Source organism: Bacillus cereus group sp. BcHK124, from assembly GCF_027712065.1.
Classification (GTDB): domain Bacteria; phylum Bacillota; class Bacilli; order Bacillales; family Bacillaceae_G; genus Bacillus_A; species Bacillus_A pacificus.
The window spans coordinates 37694-57071 of the sequence record NZ_JAQFPJ010000004.1 but is presented as its reverse complement, the minus strand read 5'-3'; the positions used below and the strand labels follow the sequence as shown (position 1 = coordinate 57071).

Sequence of the window (19378 nt, the reverse complement as noted above, 5' to 3'; positions counted from 1 at the left end):
TGTATGAATAGAATATCAATATATGTTAGGAATAAAGAGCTTACTCCTTCAAGTTATTATCGAATTGTGCAATATGCTGATGGACTTGAAGGACAAGTCTTTATTCGAGAAATTGCTCCAAAATCAATTTATAAGTTAAAACGTAATAATGCATCTAAAAATATTGTTTTAAGGAGTCTAATTGATTGCTTGTATTATCTAGTAATGCTTATTAGAGTATCTTATTTTTTAATCATAGATAATCTTAGATTGCCTAATTCTGTAATTGTATCTAAGACATTTTGTCCTAGATATAGTCCACTATATTTATTGTGGTTGATTAAGTTGCTCACAAAAAGAACAAAATTATATTGGGATTTTGATGATTATATTTTTATAAGTGGTGAGATATCTAATAGGCAAAAAAATATATTGGAATTATATAGTGAAAATATTATTGTGACTAACAATTTTCTAAAAGAGAAAATAAATTCTGCTTTCCAAGAAAAAGTCCAACTTATGCCGACTACTGATGGGGATTTACAAGGTTTTAATTCAGTGCATCTTATGGAAAATAGAATTAATACTTATAGTGATGAAATCAAATTAGTTTGGGTGGCTACAAGTGGTAATATTAAACATCTCCTTCAAATCATTGATGCCTTGGATGATGCGGCAGAAAAATTATTTCAATCATCGGGTAAGAAATTAATATTAACAACCGTATGCGATAAACCAGTTGACTATAAGACTAAAAGTTTAGTTATTAGAAATATTACATGGACGAGAGATATCGCTAAGAAAGAGATATATGATGCTCATATTGGAATTATGCCATTAATTAATGGAGCATATACTAAAGGAAAAGGTGGATTTAAACTAGTACAGTATATTTCTACTGGTCTACCAGTTATTGCATCAAACGTTGGATATAATAAAGAGATCGTGGATGGGAAATGTGGCATTTTAGTTGAGGATAATAAAGATTCTAAGCCATGGGTGGATGCAATTATGGTATTATCTATGGAACCAATGAAATGGCGTGAATTTAGCAAATGTGCATACTTTAAATGGTCAGATGAATTTTCCTTTTCTGATAATATGAACAGGTGGAATAAACTCATCCAAAAGTAGTTGGTTAGGAGTAGCTACATAAGTCTAAATTTCTGAGATGAAATAAAGAATATGAATTGAGGATAAGTAATGAAAGTATCAGTGGTAATGACAACTTATAACGGTGAAAAATATGTATGTGAACAACTGAATTCTATATATAGACAAACACAACCCCCGAATGAAGTAATTATCTGTGATGATTGTTCTACTGATAAAACAGCTCAAATTATTAATGAATTCATAGAAAAGCACAATTTAACAAACTGGATATTTTCCGTGAATCAAGAGAATAAAGGTTGGCAAAGAAATTTTCTTGAGGCAATGGAAAAGGCAACTGGAGATATTTTATTCCTTTGTGATCAAGATGATGTTTGGTTAAATGATAAAATTGAATGCATGACTAATGTAATTAAAAGTAATGATAAAGTCAAATGTTTAGCGGGTAATATAGTAACCATTGATGAAAACGGAGAGGTTTTTAATAATAAACATGGATATTCGTTAGGGGATAATACCAATAGGGTAACTCCAATACCTTTTGCTAAAGATTTTAATACAATTACCATATTAGGTTGTTCATTATGCTTAACAAGAGAGCTTGCTAAGATAATTAGAGAACTGAATGTTAAAAATTATAGTCACGATTCACAGACTTGCAGATTAGCTACTCTTCTTGATGGTATGTATTTAATTGATAAAAGAGTAATTAAGTATCGTATTCATAATAGTAATACGAGTGGGGTAGCGGCAGGGATTGGATTTGGTTCCGCAAATGTAGATAAGCGAATACGTACAATAAAGGAAAATATTCAATGGCTAGAAGCTTTATTAAATTATTATAAAGCTTCTAGTGAATTATCGAGTGATAAGTTAAGTGTAATTTTAAAAACTAAGGAGATGCAAGAAAGACGATGCATTTTTCTTGCATCGAGGAATCCATTTCAATATATTAAATTGATTAAATATAGGGATTATTATTCGAACGCCTCAATGCTAATAGGTGATTTTGCATACTGTTATGGAATTAATAAGTGGGCGGGAAAGATTCTTTGGTTTTTAAGGAAACGACATTAAAAGCCTCAGAAATCGAATTATGTGATTCTAAGATATTATGATAATATCTTAGAATCAATATAGAAAAGAGTATGATACACAGGCTATAGTGCTATTAGTTTTTATCATTTAAAAATCTCTTTAGCACGTAAGTAATGTATCTCTCACTTTAAGCGCTATAAAGGGGAGGTTCTATGATAAATATATATATGTATATTTTTATTATGCTTGTGATTACAGCTATATCTTTATATATTTTTAAAGATGTGCTATCACCAGCTTTTTTATTTTGCCTACCGTGGATATTGAGTTTTATCGGACTTACGATGTCTGATTACTTAGAGTCTCCTACTAGTTTTATGTACCTTTACATAATTCTGGGGGCAATTATTTTTATTATTGGATTTGGACTAGCGATGGTTAATACAAATTTAGGAAGGCGATATGTTGCTTCGGCAGAAATTTATGCTTTTAAACCAGTAATGTTTAAGTCATTAATATTATTTGAAGCACTAATTACCCTCTACTTATATTATATACATTATGTATACGTTAGGGGACACTATACAATAAGCATATACCAGAGCGTAAGACAGGGACTAGCTAATGACACGCTTGTGATACCAGGATATTTAAACTATGCCCGAAGCATTATAATTATATTAGCAGTTTGCATGTTGATAATGTATTTTAATATTCAAGAAGATCAGAAAAAGGAATATCGAAAAATATTAATTATTCAGTTGGTGTTAGCTATTTTAAACCTCTCATTGACAATGACAAGGAATGGAATACTTATGTCCACTTTACCAATGTTAATCTCATTTTTAATTTGTAAAAACTTTAATAATAGGCAAACATTAAAATATGCGATGCGTTTTTTGATTTTATTTTTAGTGTTTTTCTCAGTAATAGCCATTATGAAAGTGTCATATTTGACTCAATATGATACTTATTCAAGTTTATTAATGAATCAGTTTGCATTATACATGTCAGGTTCATTAGTTGCATTTGAAAAGTTAGTTGCAAGCTCAAGTGACTATCTGTATGGGCAAAATACGTTTCGATTTTTGTATGCTATTTTTAATAAGTTATTTGGAACCGGAGAGGCACAAGGTTTAGTACAAGATACCATTGCAATAAGTGATAAGCAAGGCACAAATGTATATACTTTTTATCAATACTACTTCAAAGATTTTGGCTTGTTATATGCATTACTTGTTCAGTTTTTTATTGGTATTTTTCACGGTATTCTTTACAGGAAGATGTTATCTAAAAGACCTATTAACATTTTCTTCTTTTCTATAATGATTTATCCATTGGTGATGCAATTTTTCCAGGATCAGTACATTTCACTATTTTCAACATGGCTCCAACACTTAGTGGTAGGTTGGCTATTTTTTAATTCTAACCTATTTGTTGTTAGAGTGAATAATGATCAAAAGATAGTGCGTTATAATCAGCAATGTGAATTAACATCTATGAAGTTTAGTGGAATGGAAAATAGATAAGATGAAAAATAAAATTATTAAAAATATATTTTATGCTTTTATGGCACAGGGTATTTCTCTCTTATTAAGTATTACAATGTCTTTAATTGTTCCGAAATTTTTGGGGGTGGAGGAATATAGTTATTGGCAGCTATATGTTTTTTATGTTGGTTATGTAGGATTTTTCCACTTAGGTCTAAATGATGGAATATATTTGAGGTTGGGTGGAGAGAAGTACGAGCGTATAAATTATTCGTTAGTAGGGACTCAGTTCAAACTTTCAATGATATTTCAGTCTATATTCTCATGTGGTGTTATAGTGGCGACTAGTATTTTTATGGACGATCCAAACAGGAGGTTTATATTAATATTTGTGGCAATTTATTTAGTAATATCAAATGCCACGCTATTTATGGGTTATATATTTCAGGCAGTAAATCAAACAAGAATATTTTCACTATCAGTCATTATAGATCGTACTATAGTATTGGCGTCAATAATGATATTAATAGTGTTTCGAGTTGATGATTTTAAACCGTTTATCATTGTATATTTATCTAGTAAATTGTTCGGTTTTATTTATTGTATGTATGTGGGGAGAAAAATTGTTGGTGCGAACTGGTATTGTACAAGGAAAAGCCTTCAAGAAATGTGGCTTAACATATCGGTAGGAATCAAATTAGTATTGGCTAATATCTCAAGTATGCTTATACTTGGCAATGGTCGGATGATAATAGATAAGATATGGGGGGTAACAGCATTTGGTAAAATATCCCTTTCTCTATCTTTAACAAACTTTTTTCTCGTATTTATTGCCCAAGTAAGTATGGTTCTATTTCCAGCATTAAGACAAGTAGATGAAGGGCGGTTAAAAGAAATCTACTTTATCACTAGGAATATACTGGGTCTATTTTTACCGATTATATTCTTGGGGTATATTCCTATGAAATATATATTGGGGTTATGGTTACCAGAGTATAAGGAGAGTTTGCAATATCTAGCATTATTACTTCCATTATGTACATTTGATGGGAAGATGCAATTACTTTGTAATACTTACTTTAAAGTGTTACGGGAAGAAAAAAAATTGTTATTTAATAATATTCTCTCAATGGTTCTAAGCATAGCATTATGTCTTATTGGTGGTTATGTATTTAAAAGTATGCATTTTATTGTTATTTCATTAGTTGTTTCAATAGCGGTAAGAAGCATAATATCAGAATTGTATTTAGCAAAACTTATGAACGTAAATATTATTAAAAGCATTATAGGAGAAGTAACTTTAGTTGTAATTTTTATGTCTTGTTCATGGTATTTGAGTTCAGTAATGGCATTTATAATATTTACTGGAGTCTATATAGTTTATTTAATAATAAACTATAAAAAATTAAAAGAATGTGTATCTGTGTCTCTAAGGTTACGAAGAGGATAGATATTATCTCATAGAAAAGTATTAGTAAAAAGAGAGGTAAGGAAAATGAAAGGTATAATTTTAGCAGGGGGAAGCGGTACTCGTTTGTATCCCTTAACAATGGTTACAAGTAAACAATTACTTCCTATTTATGATAAGCCAATGATCTATTATCCGTTGTCCACATTGATGCTAGCTGGGATACGTGAAATATTAATTATTTCAACACCAGAGGATACCCCAAGATTTAGGGATTTATTAGGTGATGGTTCTCAATTTGGTATATCATTGGAATATAAGGTTCAACCAAGTCCAGATGGTTTAGCCCAAGCATTTATTCTAGGTGAAGAATTTATAGGTGGCGATTCTGTTGCTATGGTGCTAGGGGATAATATTTATTATGGTAGTGGGCTTCGTAAAATGTTACAACGTGCAGCAAAAAAAGAGATTGGTGCAACAGTATTTGGCTATCATGTAAATGATCCAGAACGTTTTGGTGTAGTTGAATTTGATGAGAACGGAAAAGTATTAAGTGTAGAAGAAAAGCCCCAGAACCCAAAATCTAACTATGCAATTACTGGGCTATATTTCTATGATAATCGTGTAGTTGAAATTGCAAAGAATGTAAAACCATCGGCTAGAGGAGAGTTAGAAATTACATCTATAAATGAGGCGTATTTAAATAGTGGTGAATTAGAGGTCGAGCTATTAGGGCGTGGTTATACATGGTTAGATACGGGAACTCATAAAAGTCTAGTAGATGCAACAAACTTTGTAAAAACAGTTGAGGACCATCAAGGAATTAAAATCGCGGCTCTTGAAGAGATAGGATATATTAATGGCTGGATTAACAAAGAGACTCTAATTAAATCAGGTGATCAGTGCTCTAAAAATGGCTATGGTCAATATTTATTAAAAGTAGCAAACGGTAGCATTAAATACTAATTTGGAGTGAACGTAATGAAAGTTTTAGATACAAACTTATTAGGTGTTAAAGTAATTGAGCCAAAAGTATTTGGAGATCATCGTGGTTGGTTTATGGAAACTTATAGCGATAAGGCAATGAAAGAAGCTGGAATTGATTTGCAATTTGTACAAGACAATCAATCATTTTCTGCAACAAAGGGAACACTTCGTGGTTTACACTATCAATTAAATCCTAAAGCACAAACTAAGCTTGTACGTTGTACACGTGGATCAATCTTTGATGTAGCAGTCGACATTCGTAAGGGGAGTCCTACATACGGTCAATGGTTCGGTATAGAGCTAAGTGCAGAAAATAAAAAACAATTATTAGTTCCAAAGGGATTTGCACATGGATTTATGACATTAACGAATGATGTTGAGGTTCAGTATAAAGTTGATGAATTATATGCTCCGGAATGTGATCGAGGTATTGTTTGGAACGATGCTGAAATTGATGTTAAGTGGCCAATGGAAATTCGACCAGTGCTATCTGAAAAAGACGAAAAAGCACCTTCATTAAAAGAAGCAGAAAATAACTTTGTATACGGGGAGTAAAAAAATGAAAATTTTAGTAACCGGTTATAATGGTCAGCTTGGATACGACGTAGTAAAACGTGGAGAGAAGCAAGGACTAGAAATGCAAGGTATTGGAATAGAAGATTTAGATATTACAAACGAAGTTGCGGTTTATGAATTTGTAGATAAAGTAAAACCAGATGCAATTATTCATTGTGCAGCATATACGGCTGTTGATAAATCTGAAGATGATAAAGAACTTTGTTGGAATGTGAATGTAGAAGGTACAAAATACCTTGCTACAGCAGCAAAAAAATTAAATGCTAAATTTGTTTATATTAGTACAGATTATGTATTTGATGGAGAAGGAACTCATGCATTTGTAGAAACTGATGCGCCTAATCCGGTTGGGTACTATGGTTTAACAAAGTATGAGGGAGAAAAAGTAGTTAGAAGCCTAATAGATAAAAACTTTATTGTACGTATTTCATGGGTATTCGGTATCAATGGAAATAACTTCATTAAAACAATGCTTCGTTTAGGTGAAACACGTAATGAATTGAACGTTGTGGGAGATCAAATAGGATCACCAACTTATACGTATGATTTAGCTCGCTTGTTAGTTGACATGGTCGTAACAGAGAAATATGGTACATATCATGCTACAAATGAAGGTTTCTGCAGTTGGGCTGAATTTGCACAAGAAATTTTTGAGATTGCAGGACAAGATGTAAAAGTAAATAGTATTACAACAGAAGAATACCCTACTCGTGCAGTACGTCCTAAAAATTCACGTATGTCTAAGCAGAAATTAATTGATAATGGATTTGAGCCATTACAAGATTGGAAGAAAGCAACAAAACATTATATTACACAATTACAGCAAGAGGTGAAATAAGATGGAAAAAAAGAAAGTATTAGTAACAGGTGGCGCAGGATTTATTGGGGGGAATTTTGTTCAGTATATGGTAAATAAATATCCTCAATACCATATCGTTAATTTAGATGTACTAACATATGCTGGCGATTTAACAAAACATAAAGATATTGAGGACAAAGATAATTATTCTTTCGCTAAGGTTGACATCGTAGACCGTCAAGCGGTAAACCAACTATTTGAACAAGAAAACTTCGATTATGTTGTGCATTTTGCTGCAGAAAGTCATGTGGATCGTTCTATTGCTGAACCTGAAGTGTTTATTAGTACAAATGTATTAGGGACACAAGTATTATTAGATGCGGCAAAAGAGTGTGGCATTACTAAATTTGTTCACGTATCAACAGACGAAGTATACGGTGAATTAGATTTTGATCCAACTACATTCTTCACAGAAGAAACACCTTTACAACCAAATAGCCCATATAGTGCAAGTAAGGCTTCTTCTGACTTATTAGTTCGAGCATATCATGAGACATTCGGTTTACCAATTAATATTACACGTTGCTCAAACAATTATGGACCATTCCATTTCCCTGAAAAATTAATTCCATTAACAATTTCACGTGTATTAAATAATGAAAAGGTTCCTGTATATGGTGATGGTAAAAATATTCGTGATTGGTTACATGTTATTGATCATTGTGCCGCAATCGATTTGGTTATGCATGAGGGGGTAAATGGAGATGTTTATAATGTCGGTGGACATAATGAACGTACAAATTTAGAAGTAGTAAAAACTATCATTAGTACGCTGGACAAGTCGGAAGAACTGATTGAGTTTGTTCATGATCGACTAGGTCACGATAAGCGCTACGCAATTGATCCAACAAAGCTAGAAAAGTTAGGGTGGAAACCAACTTATACATTTGAAACAGGGATTGCTCAAACCATTCAGTGGTATTTAGATAATGCAGAATGGTGGAAGCAAATTATTAGTGGTGAATATCAGGAATATTTTAAGGAGCAATATAGTATATAAGCTTCCTAGTAGAGGAAAGAGGGCATAATTATGTACAAAATAGCAGTAGCAGGAACAGGGTATGTCGGCTTAGTAGCTGGTGTATGTTTTGCTGAAGTGGGACATCAAGTAACTTGCGTTGATATTGATGAAAACAAGGTAAAGTTAATGGAGTCTGGTGTCTCTCCAATCTATGAAGCAGATTTAGAAGAGTTAATGCAAAAAAATTACGCTGCTGGAAGAATTAATTATACAACAGATTATAAAGAAGCGTATAAAGATGCAGATGCTATCTTTATTGGAGTGGGAACTCCAGAACAAGCCGATGGTTCTGCAAACCTTTCATATATTGCAACCGTGGCAAAACAAATCGCTGAAAGTGTAGAAAGAGATTGTCTTGTTGTTGTAAAATCAACCGTTCCAATTGGAACAAATGATAAAGTGGAGCAGTTTATTCAAGACTTTTTAGTTAATGACGTTAAAGTAGAAGTAGCATCAAATCCAGAGTTTTTAGCACAAGGTTCTGCTGTCCATGATACGTTATACGCAGAAAGAATTGTTATTGGTACTGAAAGTAAATGGGCAGAAGAAGTATTAATGAATCTTTATAAACCATTCCATTTACCTATTGTTTCAGTTAATAGACGATCTGCTGAAATGATTAAGTATGCTTCCAATGATTTCTTAGCTCTTAAAATTTCTTATATGAATGATATTGCAAACCTTTGTGAGTTAGTTGGTGCGGACATTCAAGATGTTGCAAAAGGTATGAGTTTTGATGAGCGTATTGGAAGTAAATTTCTAAATGCAGGTATTGGTTTTGGTGGTTCATGTTTTCCTAAAGATACTAAGGCATTAGAGTATTTAGCGAGACAAAATGGTTATGAACTAAGAACCATAAAGGCTGCAATTGATGTGAATAAAGATCAAAAGACTTTATTGTACAAAAAAGCGAGTCAAAGATTAATTACTTTTAATGGTCTTAAAGTGGCGGTATTAGGATTGACATTTAAGCCCGGTACAGACGATTTAAGAGAAGCTGCCTCTCTTGAAAATATTCCTCTACTACTAGAGCAAGGTGCAGACATTTATGCGTTTGATCCAGTCGGTGCCAATAACTTTGCGAAAGTGTATCCAGAAGGAAAAAATAAAAATGGAAATATCACATATGTTACAGATGCTGAACAGGCATTAGAAGGGGCAAATGTTTGCTTTATCTTCACCGAGTGGGGCGAAGTGAAGGCGTTAACTCCAGAGATGTATAAGAAGTTAATGAGAACACCATTAATTTACGACGGAAGAAATATATATGATGTTCAAGTAATGCAAGAAGTGGGAATAGAATATCATTCTATTGGTAGGAAATCAACAAGTAGGGAATATATGAAGGAGTTGAATAATATTGAATTACAAACCTCTAGATATTAGTAAAAAATATCTTATTACTGGGGCTGCGGGTTTTGTAGGATACTTTCTTTCTAAAAAGCTACTAGAACAAGGGTGCCAAGTAATAGGTATTGATAATATAAATGATTATTATGATGTGAATCTTAAATACGCTCGTTTAGAGAACCTTAAACCATATGAGAACTTTACTTTTATTAAAGGCGATATTTCGGATAAGGATACAATTAATAAACTTTTTGAAGAGTACAAGCCAAATATTGTGGTGAATTTAGCTGCGCAAGCTGGTGTGAGGTATTCAATTGAAAATCCTGATGTATATATTCAAAGTAATATTATTGGTTTTTATAATATTATTGAAGCATGTAGACATTATCCAGTAGATCATCTTGTATATGCATCATCTAGTTCAGTTTATGGTGCTAATAAAAAGGTACCGTTTGAGGAAACAGATTTTGTGGACAATCCGGTATCACTTTATGCATCCACTAAGAAATCAAATGAGTTAATGGCACACACGTATAGTCACTTGTACAAGATTCCTGCAACTGGATTACGATTCTTTACAGTGTACGGGCCAATGGGGCGTCCGGATATGGCCTACTTTGGTTTTACAAATAAATATTTCAATGATGAAGCCATTAAGATATTTAATAATGGTGACTTTGAAAATGATTTATACCGTGATTTTACTTATATAGATGATATTGTTGAGGGGATTCAACGTCTTTTAAGCAATCCACCTATAGAAGATGTAAAGCATACAGTATTTAATATTGGTAATAATAACCCTGAAAAGTTGATGGTATTTATTAAAGCATTAGAGAAATCCTTGAGTAACTCCTTAGGAAGAGCAGTAGAGTTTAAAAAAGATTTTGAGCCTATTAAGCCAGGAGACGTACCAGCTACTTACGCATCAACGGATTTATTGCAGAAAGCTGTGGATTTTAAACCTAAGACATCTATTGAAAAGGGATTACAAGAGTTTACTAATTGGTATGTAGATTACTATAAAGTAAAATAATTAAAAGCCTACGGTACTTGAATGATAATATACTAGTTATAGAATATCATTCCTAGTATAATAGACTAAATTAGTATTTGTATTATCTGGAGAAATCCAGAATAATGGAAAGAAGAGGTCTATCGCAATGAAAAAGAAAATCCTATTATGGGTACTAGGGATTATAGGAGTAATGATTATAGGTGGTGGAGTATATGCTTATAATGTATATTCCAAAGTCTCAAAAACATTAGATGAAGTTCATAAACCATTAAAACGTGATAAAGACTCTAATAGCTCAGAAACAGCAAAAATCAGTAAATCTGAACCAGTATCTATCCTACTATTAGGAGCCGATGAACGTGGTGATGATAAAGGCCGCTCAGATTCTTTAATGGTTATTACTTTAAACCCTAAAAATAATTCAATGAAAACAGTAAGTATCCCTCGTGATACATATACAGAAATTGTTGGAAAAGGAAAAAGTGATAAAATCAACCATGCCTATGCATTTGGTGGCGTAGATATGTCTGTTGCGACAGTAGAAAAATTCTTAAATGTTCCTATCAATTATTACATTGAAGTAAATATGGAAGGATTTAAAGATATTGTTGAGGCAGTTGGCGGAGTAGATGTAAATAATGATTTAGAGTTTACACAAAATGGTCACCATTTTGCTAAAGGTAATGTACACTTAACAGGTGACCAAGCCCTAGCATACACACGTATGCGTAAAGAAGATCCTCGCGGAGACTTCGGACGCCAAATGCGTCAACGTCAAGTGATGCAAGCTGTTATTAAGAAAGGTGCAAGCTTCTCTTCTTTATCAAGCTATGGTGATGTGTTAACAGCGATTCAAAAGAATGTGAAGACAAACTTAACACAAGATCAAATGTTTGATATGCAAAAGAATTATAAAGATTGCTTGAAAAATAGTGAAGAAATCCAAATCCCAGGTGACGGACACAAAGCCGCTGATGGTATTTGGTACTATTATGTTCCAGATGCAGCGAAACAAGATATTACGAATAAGTTAAGAGCGCATCTTGAAGTGACTAAGTAATATGTAATAACCCAACTCCTTTGGTAGGAGTTGGGTTTATTTTTGCGTGAATTTATATTAGTATTATATGTTGTGAGAATAATAGACGAGGTGAATCGATGAATAAGAAAGCAGTACTTGTCCTAGTTATTTTTGTATTGTTTGTCGCTTCGGTTGTGAGCGGTAAATTATATTGGAATAAGAAAATTGCGAATGCAACAGGGCAGACGAGTGAAGTAACGAAAACAAAAGCTGACGTAAAAGATAGTGGAGCGAAGAAAGAAGAGAAAAAACAAGATGCGAAGTCATCTTTTAATGAGGCATACGCGAAGAACTTGCCAGATTCAGTGAAAGAGAAGTTAAAGAAAGCTGCTGAGGATAAAAAGGCAGTCAACCTTGTTATTGTTGGTGATGAAGCTTCTTCATCTGAAAAAGGTGCATGGGCAGCTAAGTTAACGGCTAATTTAGAAACTGCTTACGGTAAAGGTTTATGGAATGTGACTGTAAAGGAATATAAAGGCGAAAGCACAGACGAGTTAATTGCAAATAAACGTGATAAAGAGATTGCGAAAGAAAAGCCAGATGTGATTTTATTTGAACCACCGTTTATTACTGACAATGGTAAAACTGGTAATGGAAACTCTGTAGCAAGTACGCAAAAATTTGTCCAAGCACTTTCTACTAGTGCAAAAGGTGCTACAATTATGATTCAACCATCAAACCCAGTGTATGGTGCGAAGAATTATCCGAAGGCAATTGAGGCGTTAAAGCAATTTGCGACGCAAAATGGTTATACATATGTGGATCATTGGGGAGCATGGCCTGATGCGTCAACAAAGGCTATCTTACCATATTTAACAGAAGAATTCGGTTTCCCAAGTGCTAAAGGCCACGAAGTTTGGGCACAATATGTAACGGATTATTTCGTTGCTAAGTAATAAAGGTACACAAAAGGTATACGAGCAATCGTATACCTTTTATAATAAGAGAGTGAATAAGAAATCTTAATATATGTAGGAGGAGAACTATGAGTTCGATTCTAATCTGCGGCGGAGCTGGTTATATCGGTTCGCACGCTGTGAAAAAATTAGTAGACGAAGGTTTATCTGTAGTAGTAGTAGATAACTTACAAACGGGTCATGAGGATGCAATTACGGAAGGTGCGAAGTTTTATAATGGCGACCTTCGTGATAAAGCATTTTTAAGAGATGTGTTTACACAAGAAAATATTGAGGCGGTTATGCATTTCGCGGCTGATTCTTTAGTGGGAGTTAGTATGGAGAAGCCTCTTCAATATTATAATAATAACGTGTATGGTGCACTTTGTTTATTAGAGGTAATGGATGAGTTTAAGGTAGATAAGTTTATTTTCTCTTCTACTGCGGCGACGTATGGTGAGGTAGATGTAGACCTTATTACTGAGGAAACGATGACAAATCCAACGAATACGTATGGAGAGACGAAGTTAGCAATCGAGAAGATGCTTCATTGGTATAGCCAAGCTTCTAATTTACGTTATAAGATTTTCAGATACTTTAATGTGGCTGGTGCAACTCCAAATGGTATTATTGGGGAAGATCACCGTCCAGAGACGCATTTAATTCCTCTTGTATTGCAAGTAGCGTTAGGTCAACGTGAGAAGATTATGATGTTTGGTGATGATTATAATACACCAGACGGTACTTGTATCCGTGATTATATTCACGTTGAAGATTTAGTAGCAGCTCACTTCTTAGGTCTTAAAGATCTACAAAACGGCGGAGAAAGTGATTTCTATAACTTAGGAAATGGTAATGGTTTCAGTGTTAAAGAAATCGTTGATGCAGTTCGTGAAGTTACAAATCATGAAATTCCAGCTGAAGTAGCACCGCGCCGTGCGGGAGATCCAGCACGTTTAGTTGCTTCTTCTCAGAAAGCGAAAGAGAAGTTAGGTTGGGATCCTCAGTATGTAAATGTGAAGACAATCATTGAGCATGCTTGGAATTGGCATCAGAAGAAACCTAATGGGTATGATAAGTAAGACTAATAAGTGAAGGAGAGGGTATTGTCGTTCAACATATGTTCGACAATACCCTCTCTTTTTTTATAAGATTTTTGCTATACTAAACTGTACTATAATACAGGATGGAAGGAGGAGAATGATGAAAATACTTGTAGTGGATGATGAATCGAGTATTCGTAATTTGATTCGGATGCAGCTTGAGATGGAAGGATATGAAGTGCTTACGGCGGCTGACGGGAGAGAAGCTTTAGAGAGATGGAATGAAGGGCCGGATGTTTTGATTTTGGATGTTATGCTTCCAGATACAGATGGGTATGAGTTACTTCGTTTGTTCCGGGAGAAGGATCGGGATATTCCAGTGCTCATGTTAACTGCGAAGAGTCAGATGAATGATAAATTGCTTGGCTTGCAGCTTGGTGCAGATGATTATGTGACGAAGCCATTTAATTATGCGGAGCTTATTCTTCGGGTCAAGAATATGACGCGGCGCGTGAAGAAGAAGGAGGTAACGGTAAGCCATGAAGTAATTGGGGCGGGAGAGATAACGATTTGTCCTAAGGAAAGAAAAGTGCATGTGAGTGGGCAAGAGATTCAGTTAACGTACCGAGAGTTTAATTTATGTCAGTTGTTTGTTTCCAATCCGCAGCGTGTATTTATGAGAGATGAGTTACTTGAGAAAGTATGGGGATTTGAGTATATCGGAAATACGAGAGCGGTTGATATTATGGTGCAAAGACTGCGGAAGAAGCTCGGGAATAGCGGAGAATATATTAAGACAATTTATGGCGTTGGTTATAAACTGGATTGTTAAGTGGTGATGGTATGTCTTTAAAAAGAAATATGGTGTTTGGAATCGTTGGACTATTAATCCCGATATTTGTTCTTTTGTACGCAGTTGTTTATATTACGTTAGAAAAGAATATGTATCATAACGCGGCAAATTCTTTAGAAAAGTTAAGTGTAGAAGCACAAATTTATACGATGAATTATTTAGAGAAGGAAGCAGAGGTAGAGACGCTCGGTCCGAATTCACTTTTAATTGCTTCGTATTTAGCAAAGCGCATGGATGTCCGTGTACAGATGATCGGGAAGAATGGGGATGTTGTGGCGGATACGCAAAAGGGAGCGCTTCTTCATCGGAATATTGATATTGAGAGTTCTTTGAAGGGAAAGAAATCTTATGTGTTTGAAGAGGGAGACCCAGCTCCAATTCTTTTGTTTTCAAGCCCGGTTTATTATGGAAACGATGTCATTGGTAGTGTTCGTTTTATAAATGAGTTAACGGGTGAGAAGGAAGTGTTAACAAATGTCGGTTGGACGTTTTTAATGACGTCTCTTTGTCTCGTAGCTGCGGGTATTTTCTTTGCGATTCGTTTGGCAAAGTCTCTTCATAAGCCGATTGATCAGTTAAGGCAAATGGCGCACCGGCTTGCGAATGGTGATTATAAAAGTAAGATTGAGCTAAATGAATATGTGGAAATTGCGCAGCTTTCAGCGTCTTTTAATGCGATGGCTGATGGGATTGAACTACATATTAAGCAATTGAAGGAAGAGAAAGAGAAGCAGAAAGATTTCTTAGATCGCATTACGCATGAGCTAAAAACACCGCTAACGGCGATTATTGGCTATGTGGATTTAATTCCGAAGTTAAAGGAGAAGGAAGATGTACAGGAGAGCTTGCGCTATGTAGCTGTAGAAAGTGAGCGTTTATTATCACTTGTAGAGGAATTACTTAAGTCTTCAAAGTACGGGACGAGTACGTTTGAAATATCACCTACAGTTGTGAATATAAAGGAATTAGCCGAAGAAGCAGTTTCAATCGTGAAACCTCGTCTGCAGAAGTTTGAGATTGAAGTTATCAATGAGTTAACAGATGTATATGTTGTGGCCGATTTCGATAAGACGAAACAGATTTTCTTAAATGTGCTTGATAATGCGATAAAATATAGCGACGCTACGCAAATTCGTATGAATGTCATTGTAAATGAACGTGAGGCAAAAGTTTTTGTTCATGATGATGGCATTGGTATAGATGAAGGTGTGCTGGCAGAGTGGAATGAATCGCCAGAAGGAAAGGTACTTTCTTCTAGTTACGGGAATGGTTACGGTTTGTATATTTGTCAGGAGATTATGAATAAGCAGGGCGGAAGTATGCGGATTGAGAGTAGTGAAGAGGTTGGTACTACCATATTTATTACATTCTTGCTTCCGAGACGGATGGAAGACATAAAAAACTTGAAAGCGGTTAAATGATACATTTATGAAACAATTATGCGGTATTTTCGAAACAACGTTTTTTTATCTTGGAGGTAGGCAGAAATGAAAAGGCTATCATTTCAAATTCTTATGTTTGTCCTTTGTATAATCGTTTCTCTTATTTTGTTTTATGTGATGGAGAAGCAAATATATAATCGGATCACAATCGTGAATGACAAACAAGCTGTTTTACAAAGAGTGAATGAATCCCTGCCTACTGAAATGAAGGTTAGGCATGAAAAGTGGGGAGAAATTGTTATAACGGATGAAGTTCGTTTGCATACGATTGTTTCATTCTTTGACCGAATTCAAATCAATCCGAGTGAAGCTAAGAATCAAGAACAAGTATTTACTGGAGAAGTAACGTACTTGAATGGACAGAAGCGTACTTTTGCAGTAGGTGACTTGTTCCAGTACGGGGCTGATATGTACGGAAAGAATGGTATGGATCCAATGATTTCAGCATTGCAAACGTATTTGTTAAGCCTGTATTACACACCAGAACGTATTTATGATTTTTTTGCGTCAGCACAGGATGTCATAGTACGCCAAGGTGGTGTAGAACGTGCGGTGAATGTTACGCACATACTTGATTCGATTCGGTACGCAAAGCAAATTACAGATTACGGAGAAATTCAGAAGTTATTACAATCACAGAATGAACCGATCGCTTATATTACCGCTTATAAAACTGGTAAGCGTATAAAGAATGAGCGTGAAGACATTCTTACTATTTCTGTGTATCCATCGTATTTTGTTGTGCAATATCTCGGTGATAATAATGGGAATGTCATGTATATGAAAAGCTCCCTCGCAAATGTATTTGTAAAGGAGAATGTGTCATGAGAAAGATAGCCTTTTTCTTCTTTTTGCTAGTAATTGGAGGAGCGATGTCTAGTTGCTCTCGAGATACAACCTCTATTAAATATAATAAAAGTGGTCTCCCTATTTTGAATGATCGTCATCTTGTTGCGTATGTAGCGGCTCGCGAGGAAGTTGGGGAAGCGTTGCTTTCATCATTTTGTAAACCACGCGGCTGTACGTATGAATTTATTCGTCTTTCGACAGAAGAGCTTCTTCGGAGGGTAGAAGAGGAAGCTGGAAATCCGAAAGCGGATATTATTATTGGTGGTACGGTAGACGCGCATCAAATGATGAAGCAAAAAGATCTATCTATTCCTGTTACGAGTCAGCATGCGAACCGTATTTCAAAAACTGTGAAAGATAAAGACGGTTATTGGTACGGTTATGAAGTAGAGAAGCTGGCAATTGCGATCAATAAAGAGCGGTGGAACGAAGAAATAGCACCGCTCGGACTTCCTTATCCATCAAGGTGGCAAGATTTATTAAATCCAGTATATAAGGGAAAGATTGTTATGCCGGATCCAAATGTTTCAGGAACAGCCTATACGTTTTTTCAATCACTTATTGATACTGTAGGTGAAGAGGAAGCGAAAGAATATGTTAAGAACTTTGCAGGGCAAGTTGGTGAAGTAACAGTGAATGGTTACATGCCAGTAGAGCTTGTTGCGAGTGGTGAGTATATGATAGGCATCAATTTCATGGGAGATCAGAGAATGCTTCAAAAACAAGGCTTCCCAGTTGTAAGTATCGTACCTGAGCAAACAGGGCTATCTGTTAATGCGATTTCGAAACTAAAGCGCGCACCGAATGGTATTATTGCGGATTTATTTATTGATTATTGTTTATCAGAAGAAGCAGGTCACATTTTAGAAAAGGTTTCGTTTGGCGTGCCAACGATGTTTGCGAAGAACGAGAAAGAAATAGAGGGACAGCCGGTTAGAAGAACGAACCAACATATATCAAATAGTGGAATAATCGAGATATGGAATAGACAACGTCTCTCTCAGAAGTGAGAAAAGGAGACGAAAGAATATGTTTAAATGGCTCAAGCCAGCACCTGCAATTGAAAGATTGCCTGCGGATATGATCGACCGTGTATATCGATTACTACGTATTCGTGTGTTAATCGGAATTTCAGTTGGATATGCTGCTTATTATTTAGTTCGTAGTAACTTTACGTTATCAAGTACGTATTTAGTACAAGAATACGGTTTTAGTACAGCTCAAATTGGTCTACTAGGTTCAGTAATGGCAATTGTTTATGGATTTAGTAAGTTCTTTATGGGGAATTTATCAGATAAAGCTTTCGCCCAGCGCTTTATCGCGGTCGGTTTATTTTTATCAGGGCTTGTAAATATTTGCTTCGGTTTTGCATCTTCATTTGGGATGATCGTTACATTACTTGTTGTGAACGGTATTGTACAAGGTATGGGTGCACCTCCTTGTAGTATCGTTATGACGAAATGGTTTTCAAAGAAAGAACGTGGTACGAAAACAGGTCTTTGGAATATTTCACATAACGTTGGTGGAATGCTTGTACCACCACTTGTCGGAATTGGTGTAGGTATTTTTGGTGAAAATCATTGGCAAGGCGGCGTGTTTATTTTCCCAGCGATTATCGCAATGGTAATTGCAGTTCTTGTTTGGATTAATGCGAAGGATACACCGGAATCAGAAGGTCTTCCTCCAATTGATGAGTATCGTAATGACTATGAAAATCTTGAAAAAGCAGATCATGCTAACAAGATGTCACCAAAAGAAATTTTAATGAAGTATGTAGTGAAAAATAAATTTGTATGGTTCTTATGTATTGCAAATGCATTCGTTTATTTAATTCGTTTCGGCGTTATTAACTGGGTTCCACTTTATTTAACGACAGTTAAAGGTTTCTCAAAAAATGAAGCACATGCGGCGTACGCAATCTTTGAAGGTATGGCAATTCCAAGTTCATTAATCGTTGGTCTTTTAAGTGATAAATTATTTAAAGGAAAACGTATGCCATTATGTATCATTAGTATGGTCGGAGTTGTTATTGGTACGTTTGTATATTGGCAAGCAACTAGCATACTTGTTGTAAGTATTGCAGTTTCTATTATCGGTTGTTTAATTTATGTACCACAGTTCTTAATCGGTTTAAGTGCGATGGAATTAGTACCGAAATTTGCAGTAGGTACGACAGTTGGTATGTGTGGTCTGTTCGGTTACGTAGGCGGAAGTCTTGTAGCAAACGCAGCAATCGGTGTTATTGTTGATCGTTCTGGCTGGGATGGTTGCTTCATCTTACTATTAACAGGTGCTATTTTATCAACGATCTTCTTGTTCATCGTTCAACGTGGACATGAAAGCAAAGCGCCTAAAGCGGCGTAATATTTTGTTTG

The 19378-nt window shown here is 35.0% G+C and carries 18 protein-coding genes; all 18 read left to right on the top strand.

The genetic code is table 11. The features are described from left to right. Positions 1-3: 3 nt before the first annotated feature. The 18 genes from PDK19_RS08660 (at position 4) to PDK19_RS08575 (ending at position 19367) form a co-directional block, all read left to right on the top strand. A complete protein-coding gene (locus PDK19_RS08660; RefSeq protein ID WP_270706974.1) occupies positions 4-1113 on the top strand; it encodes a glycosyltransferase in 1110 nt (369 codons plus the stop codon). Positions 1114-1182: 69 nt separating this feature from the next. Then, on the top strand, positions 1183-2169 hold the full coding sequence (locus tag PDK19_RS08655) for a glycosyltransferase (RefSeq protein WP_270706972.1): 987 nt from the start codon (positions 1183-1185) through the stop codon (positions 2167-2169). Between the two features lie 173 nt (positions 2170-2342). Further along, entirely contained in the window at positions 2343-3659 is a 1317-nt protein-coding gene (locus PDK19_RS08650) for an O-antigen polymerase (protein ID WP_270706971.1), read from the top strand. A gap of 1 nt (position 3660) precedes the next feature. After that, positions 3661-5070: a lipopolysaccharide biosynthesis protein gene (locus tag PDK19_RS08645; RefSeq protein ID WP_270706969.1), complete on the top strand. Its 1410-nt coding sequence runs from the start codon at positions 3661-3663 to the stop codon at positions 5068-5070. Positions 5071-5115: 45 nt separating this feature from the next. After that, the gene (gene rfbA, locus PDK19_RS08640; protein WP_270706967.1) at positions 5116-5994 is read left to right on the top strand and encodes a glucose-1-phosphate thymidylyltransferase RfbA; all 879 of its coding nucleotides are present in this window, start codon (positions 5116-5118) and stop codon (positions 5992-5994) included. Between the two features lie 15 nt (positions 5995-6009). Then, positions 6010-6570: a dTDP-4-dehydrorhamnose 3,5-epimerase gene (gene rfbC, locus PDK19_RS08635; protein WP_270706966.1), complete on the top strand. Its 561-nt coding sequence runs from the start codon at positions 6010-6012 to the stop codon at positions 6568-6570. Between the two features lie 4 nt (positions 6571-6574). Beyond that, positions 6575-7429, top strand: a complete 855-nt coding sequence (rfbD, locus tag PDK19_RS08630; RefSeq protein WP_270706965.1) for a dTDP-4-dehydrorhamnose reductase — start codon at positions 6575-6577, stop codon at positions 7427-7429. A 1-nt stretch (position 7430) separates the two neighbouring features. Then, positions 7431-8450 carry a dTDP-glucose 4,6-dehydratase gene (gene rfbB / locus PDK19_RS08625; protein WP_270706963.1) on the top strand — a complete coding sequence of 340 codons (1020 nt, stop codon included), beginning with the start codon at positions 7431-7433 and terminating at the stop codon, positions 8448-8450. Positions 8451-8480: 30 nt separating this feature from the next. After that, the gene (locus PDK19_RS08620) at positions 8481-9857 is read left to right on the top strand and encodes a UDP-glucose dehydrogenase family protein (protein WP_270706962.1); all 1377 of its coding nucleotides are present in this window, start codon (positions 8481-8483) and stop codon (positions 9855-9857) included. Continuing rightward, a complete protein-coding gene (locus PDK19_RS08615; protein WP_270706960.1) occupies positions 9832-10857 on the top strand; it encodes a GDP-mannose 4,6-dehydratase in 1026 nt (341 codons plus the stop codon). Before PDK19_RS08620 ends, PDK19_RS08615 begins: the two co-directional genes overlap by 26 nt. 127 nt (positions 10858-10984) lie before the next feature. Further along, the gene (gene tagU, locus PDK19_RS08610; protein WP_270706958.1) at positions 10985-11899 is read left to right on the top strand and encodes a polyisoprenyl-teichoic acid--peptidoglycan teichoic acid transferase TagU; all 915 of its coding nucleotides are present in this window, start codon (positions 10985-10987) and stop codon (positions 11897-11899) included. A gap of 98 nt (positions 11900-11997) precedes the next feature. Further along, the gene (locus tag PDK19_RS08605) at positions 11998-12816 is read left to right on the top strand and encodes an SGNH/GDSL hydrolase family protein (protein ID WP_270706957.1); all 819 of its coding nucleotides are present in this window, start codon (positions 11998-12000) and stop codon (positions 12814-12816) included. Positions 12817-12905: 89 nt separating this feature from the next. Continuing rightward, on the top strand, positions 12906-13898 hold the full coding sequence (galE, locus tag PDK19_RS08600) for a UDP-glucose 4-epimerase GalE (protein WP_000095013.1): 993 nt from the start codon (positions 12906-12908) through the stop codon (positions 13896-13898). A 121-nt stretch (positions 13899-14019) separates the two neighbouring features. Continuing rightward, on the top strand, positions 14020-14691 hold the full coding sequence (locus PDK19_RS08595) for a response regulator transcription factor (RefSeq protein ID WP_000699577.1): 672 nt from the start codon (positions 14020-14022) through the stop codon (positions 14689-14691). Between the two features lie 11 nt (positions 14692-14702). After that, positions 14703-16133 carry a HAMP domain-containing sensor histidine kinase gene (locus PDK19_RS08590; RefSeq protein ID WP_000054050.1) on the top strand — a complete coding sequence of 477 codons (1431 nt, stop codon included), beginning with the start codon at positions 14703-14705 and terminating at the stop codon, positions 16131-16133. 66 nt (positions 16134-16199) lie between these two features. Continuing rightward, positions 16200-16982, top strand: coding sequence for a DUF3919 family protein (locus PDK19_RS08585; protein ID WP_270706955.1), 783 nt, complete (start codon positions 16200-16202; stop codon positions 16980-16982). Next, positions 16979-18013 carry an ABC transporter substrate-binding protein gene (locus tag PDK19_RS08580; protein ID WP_270706954.1) on the top strand — a complete coding sequence of 345 codons (1035 nt, stop codon included), beginning with the start codon at positions 16979-16981 and terminating at the stop codon, positions 18011-18013. Before PDK19_RS08585 ends, PDK19_RS08580 begins: the two co-directional genes overlap by 4 nt. A gap of 19 nt (positions 18014-18032) precedes the next feature. Beyond that, a complete protein-coding gene (locus PDK19_RS08575) occupies positions 18033-19367 on the top strand; it encodes an MFS transporter (protein WP_000477605.1) in 1335 nt (444 codons plus the stop codon). Positions 19368-19378 lie beyond the last annotated feature (11 nt).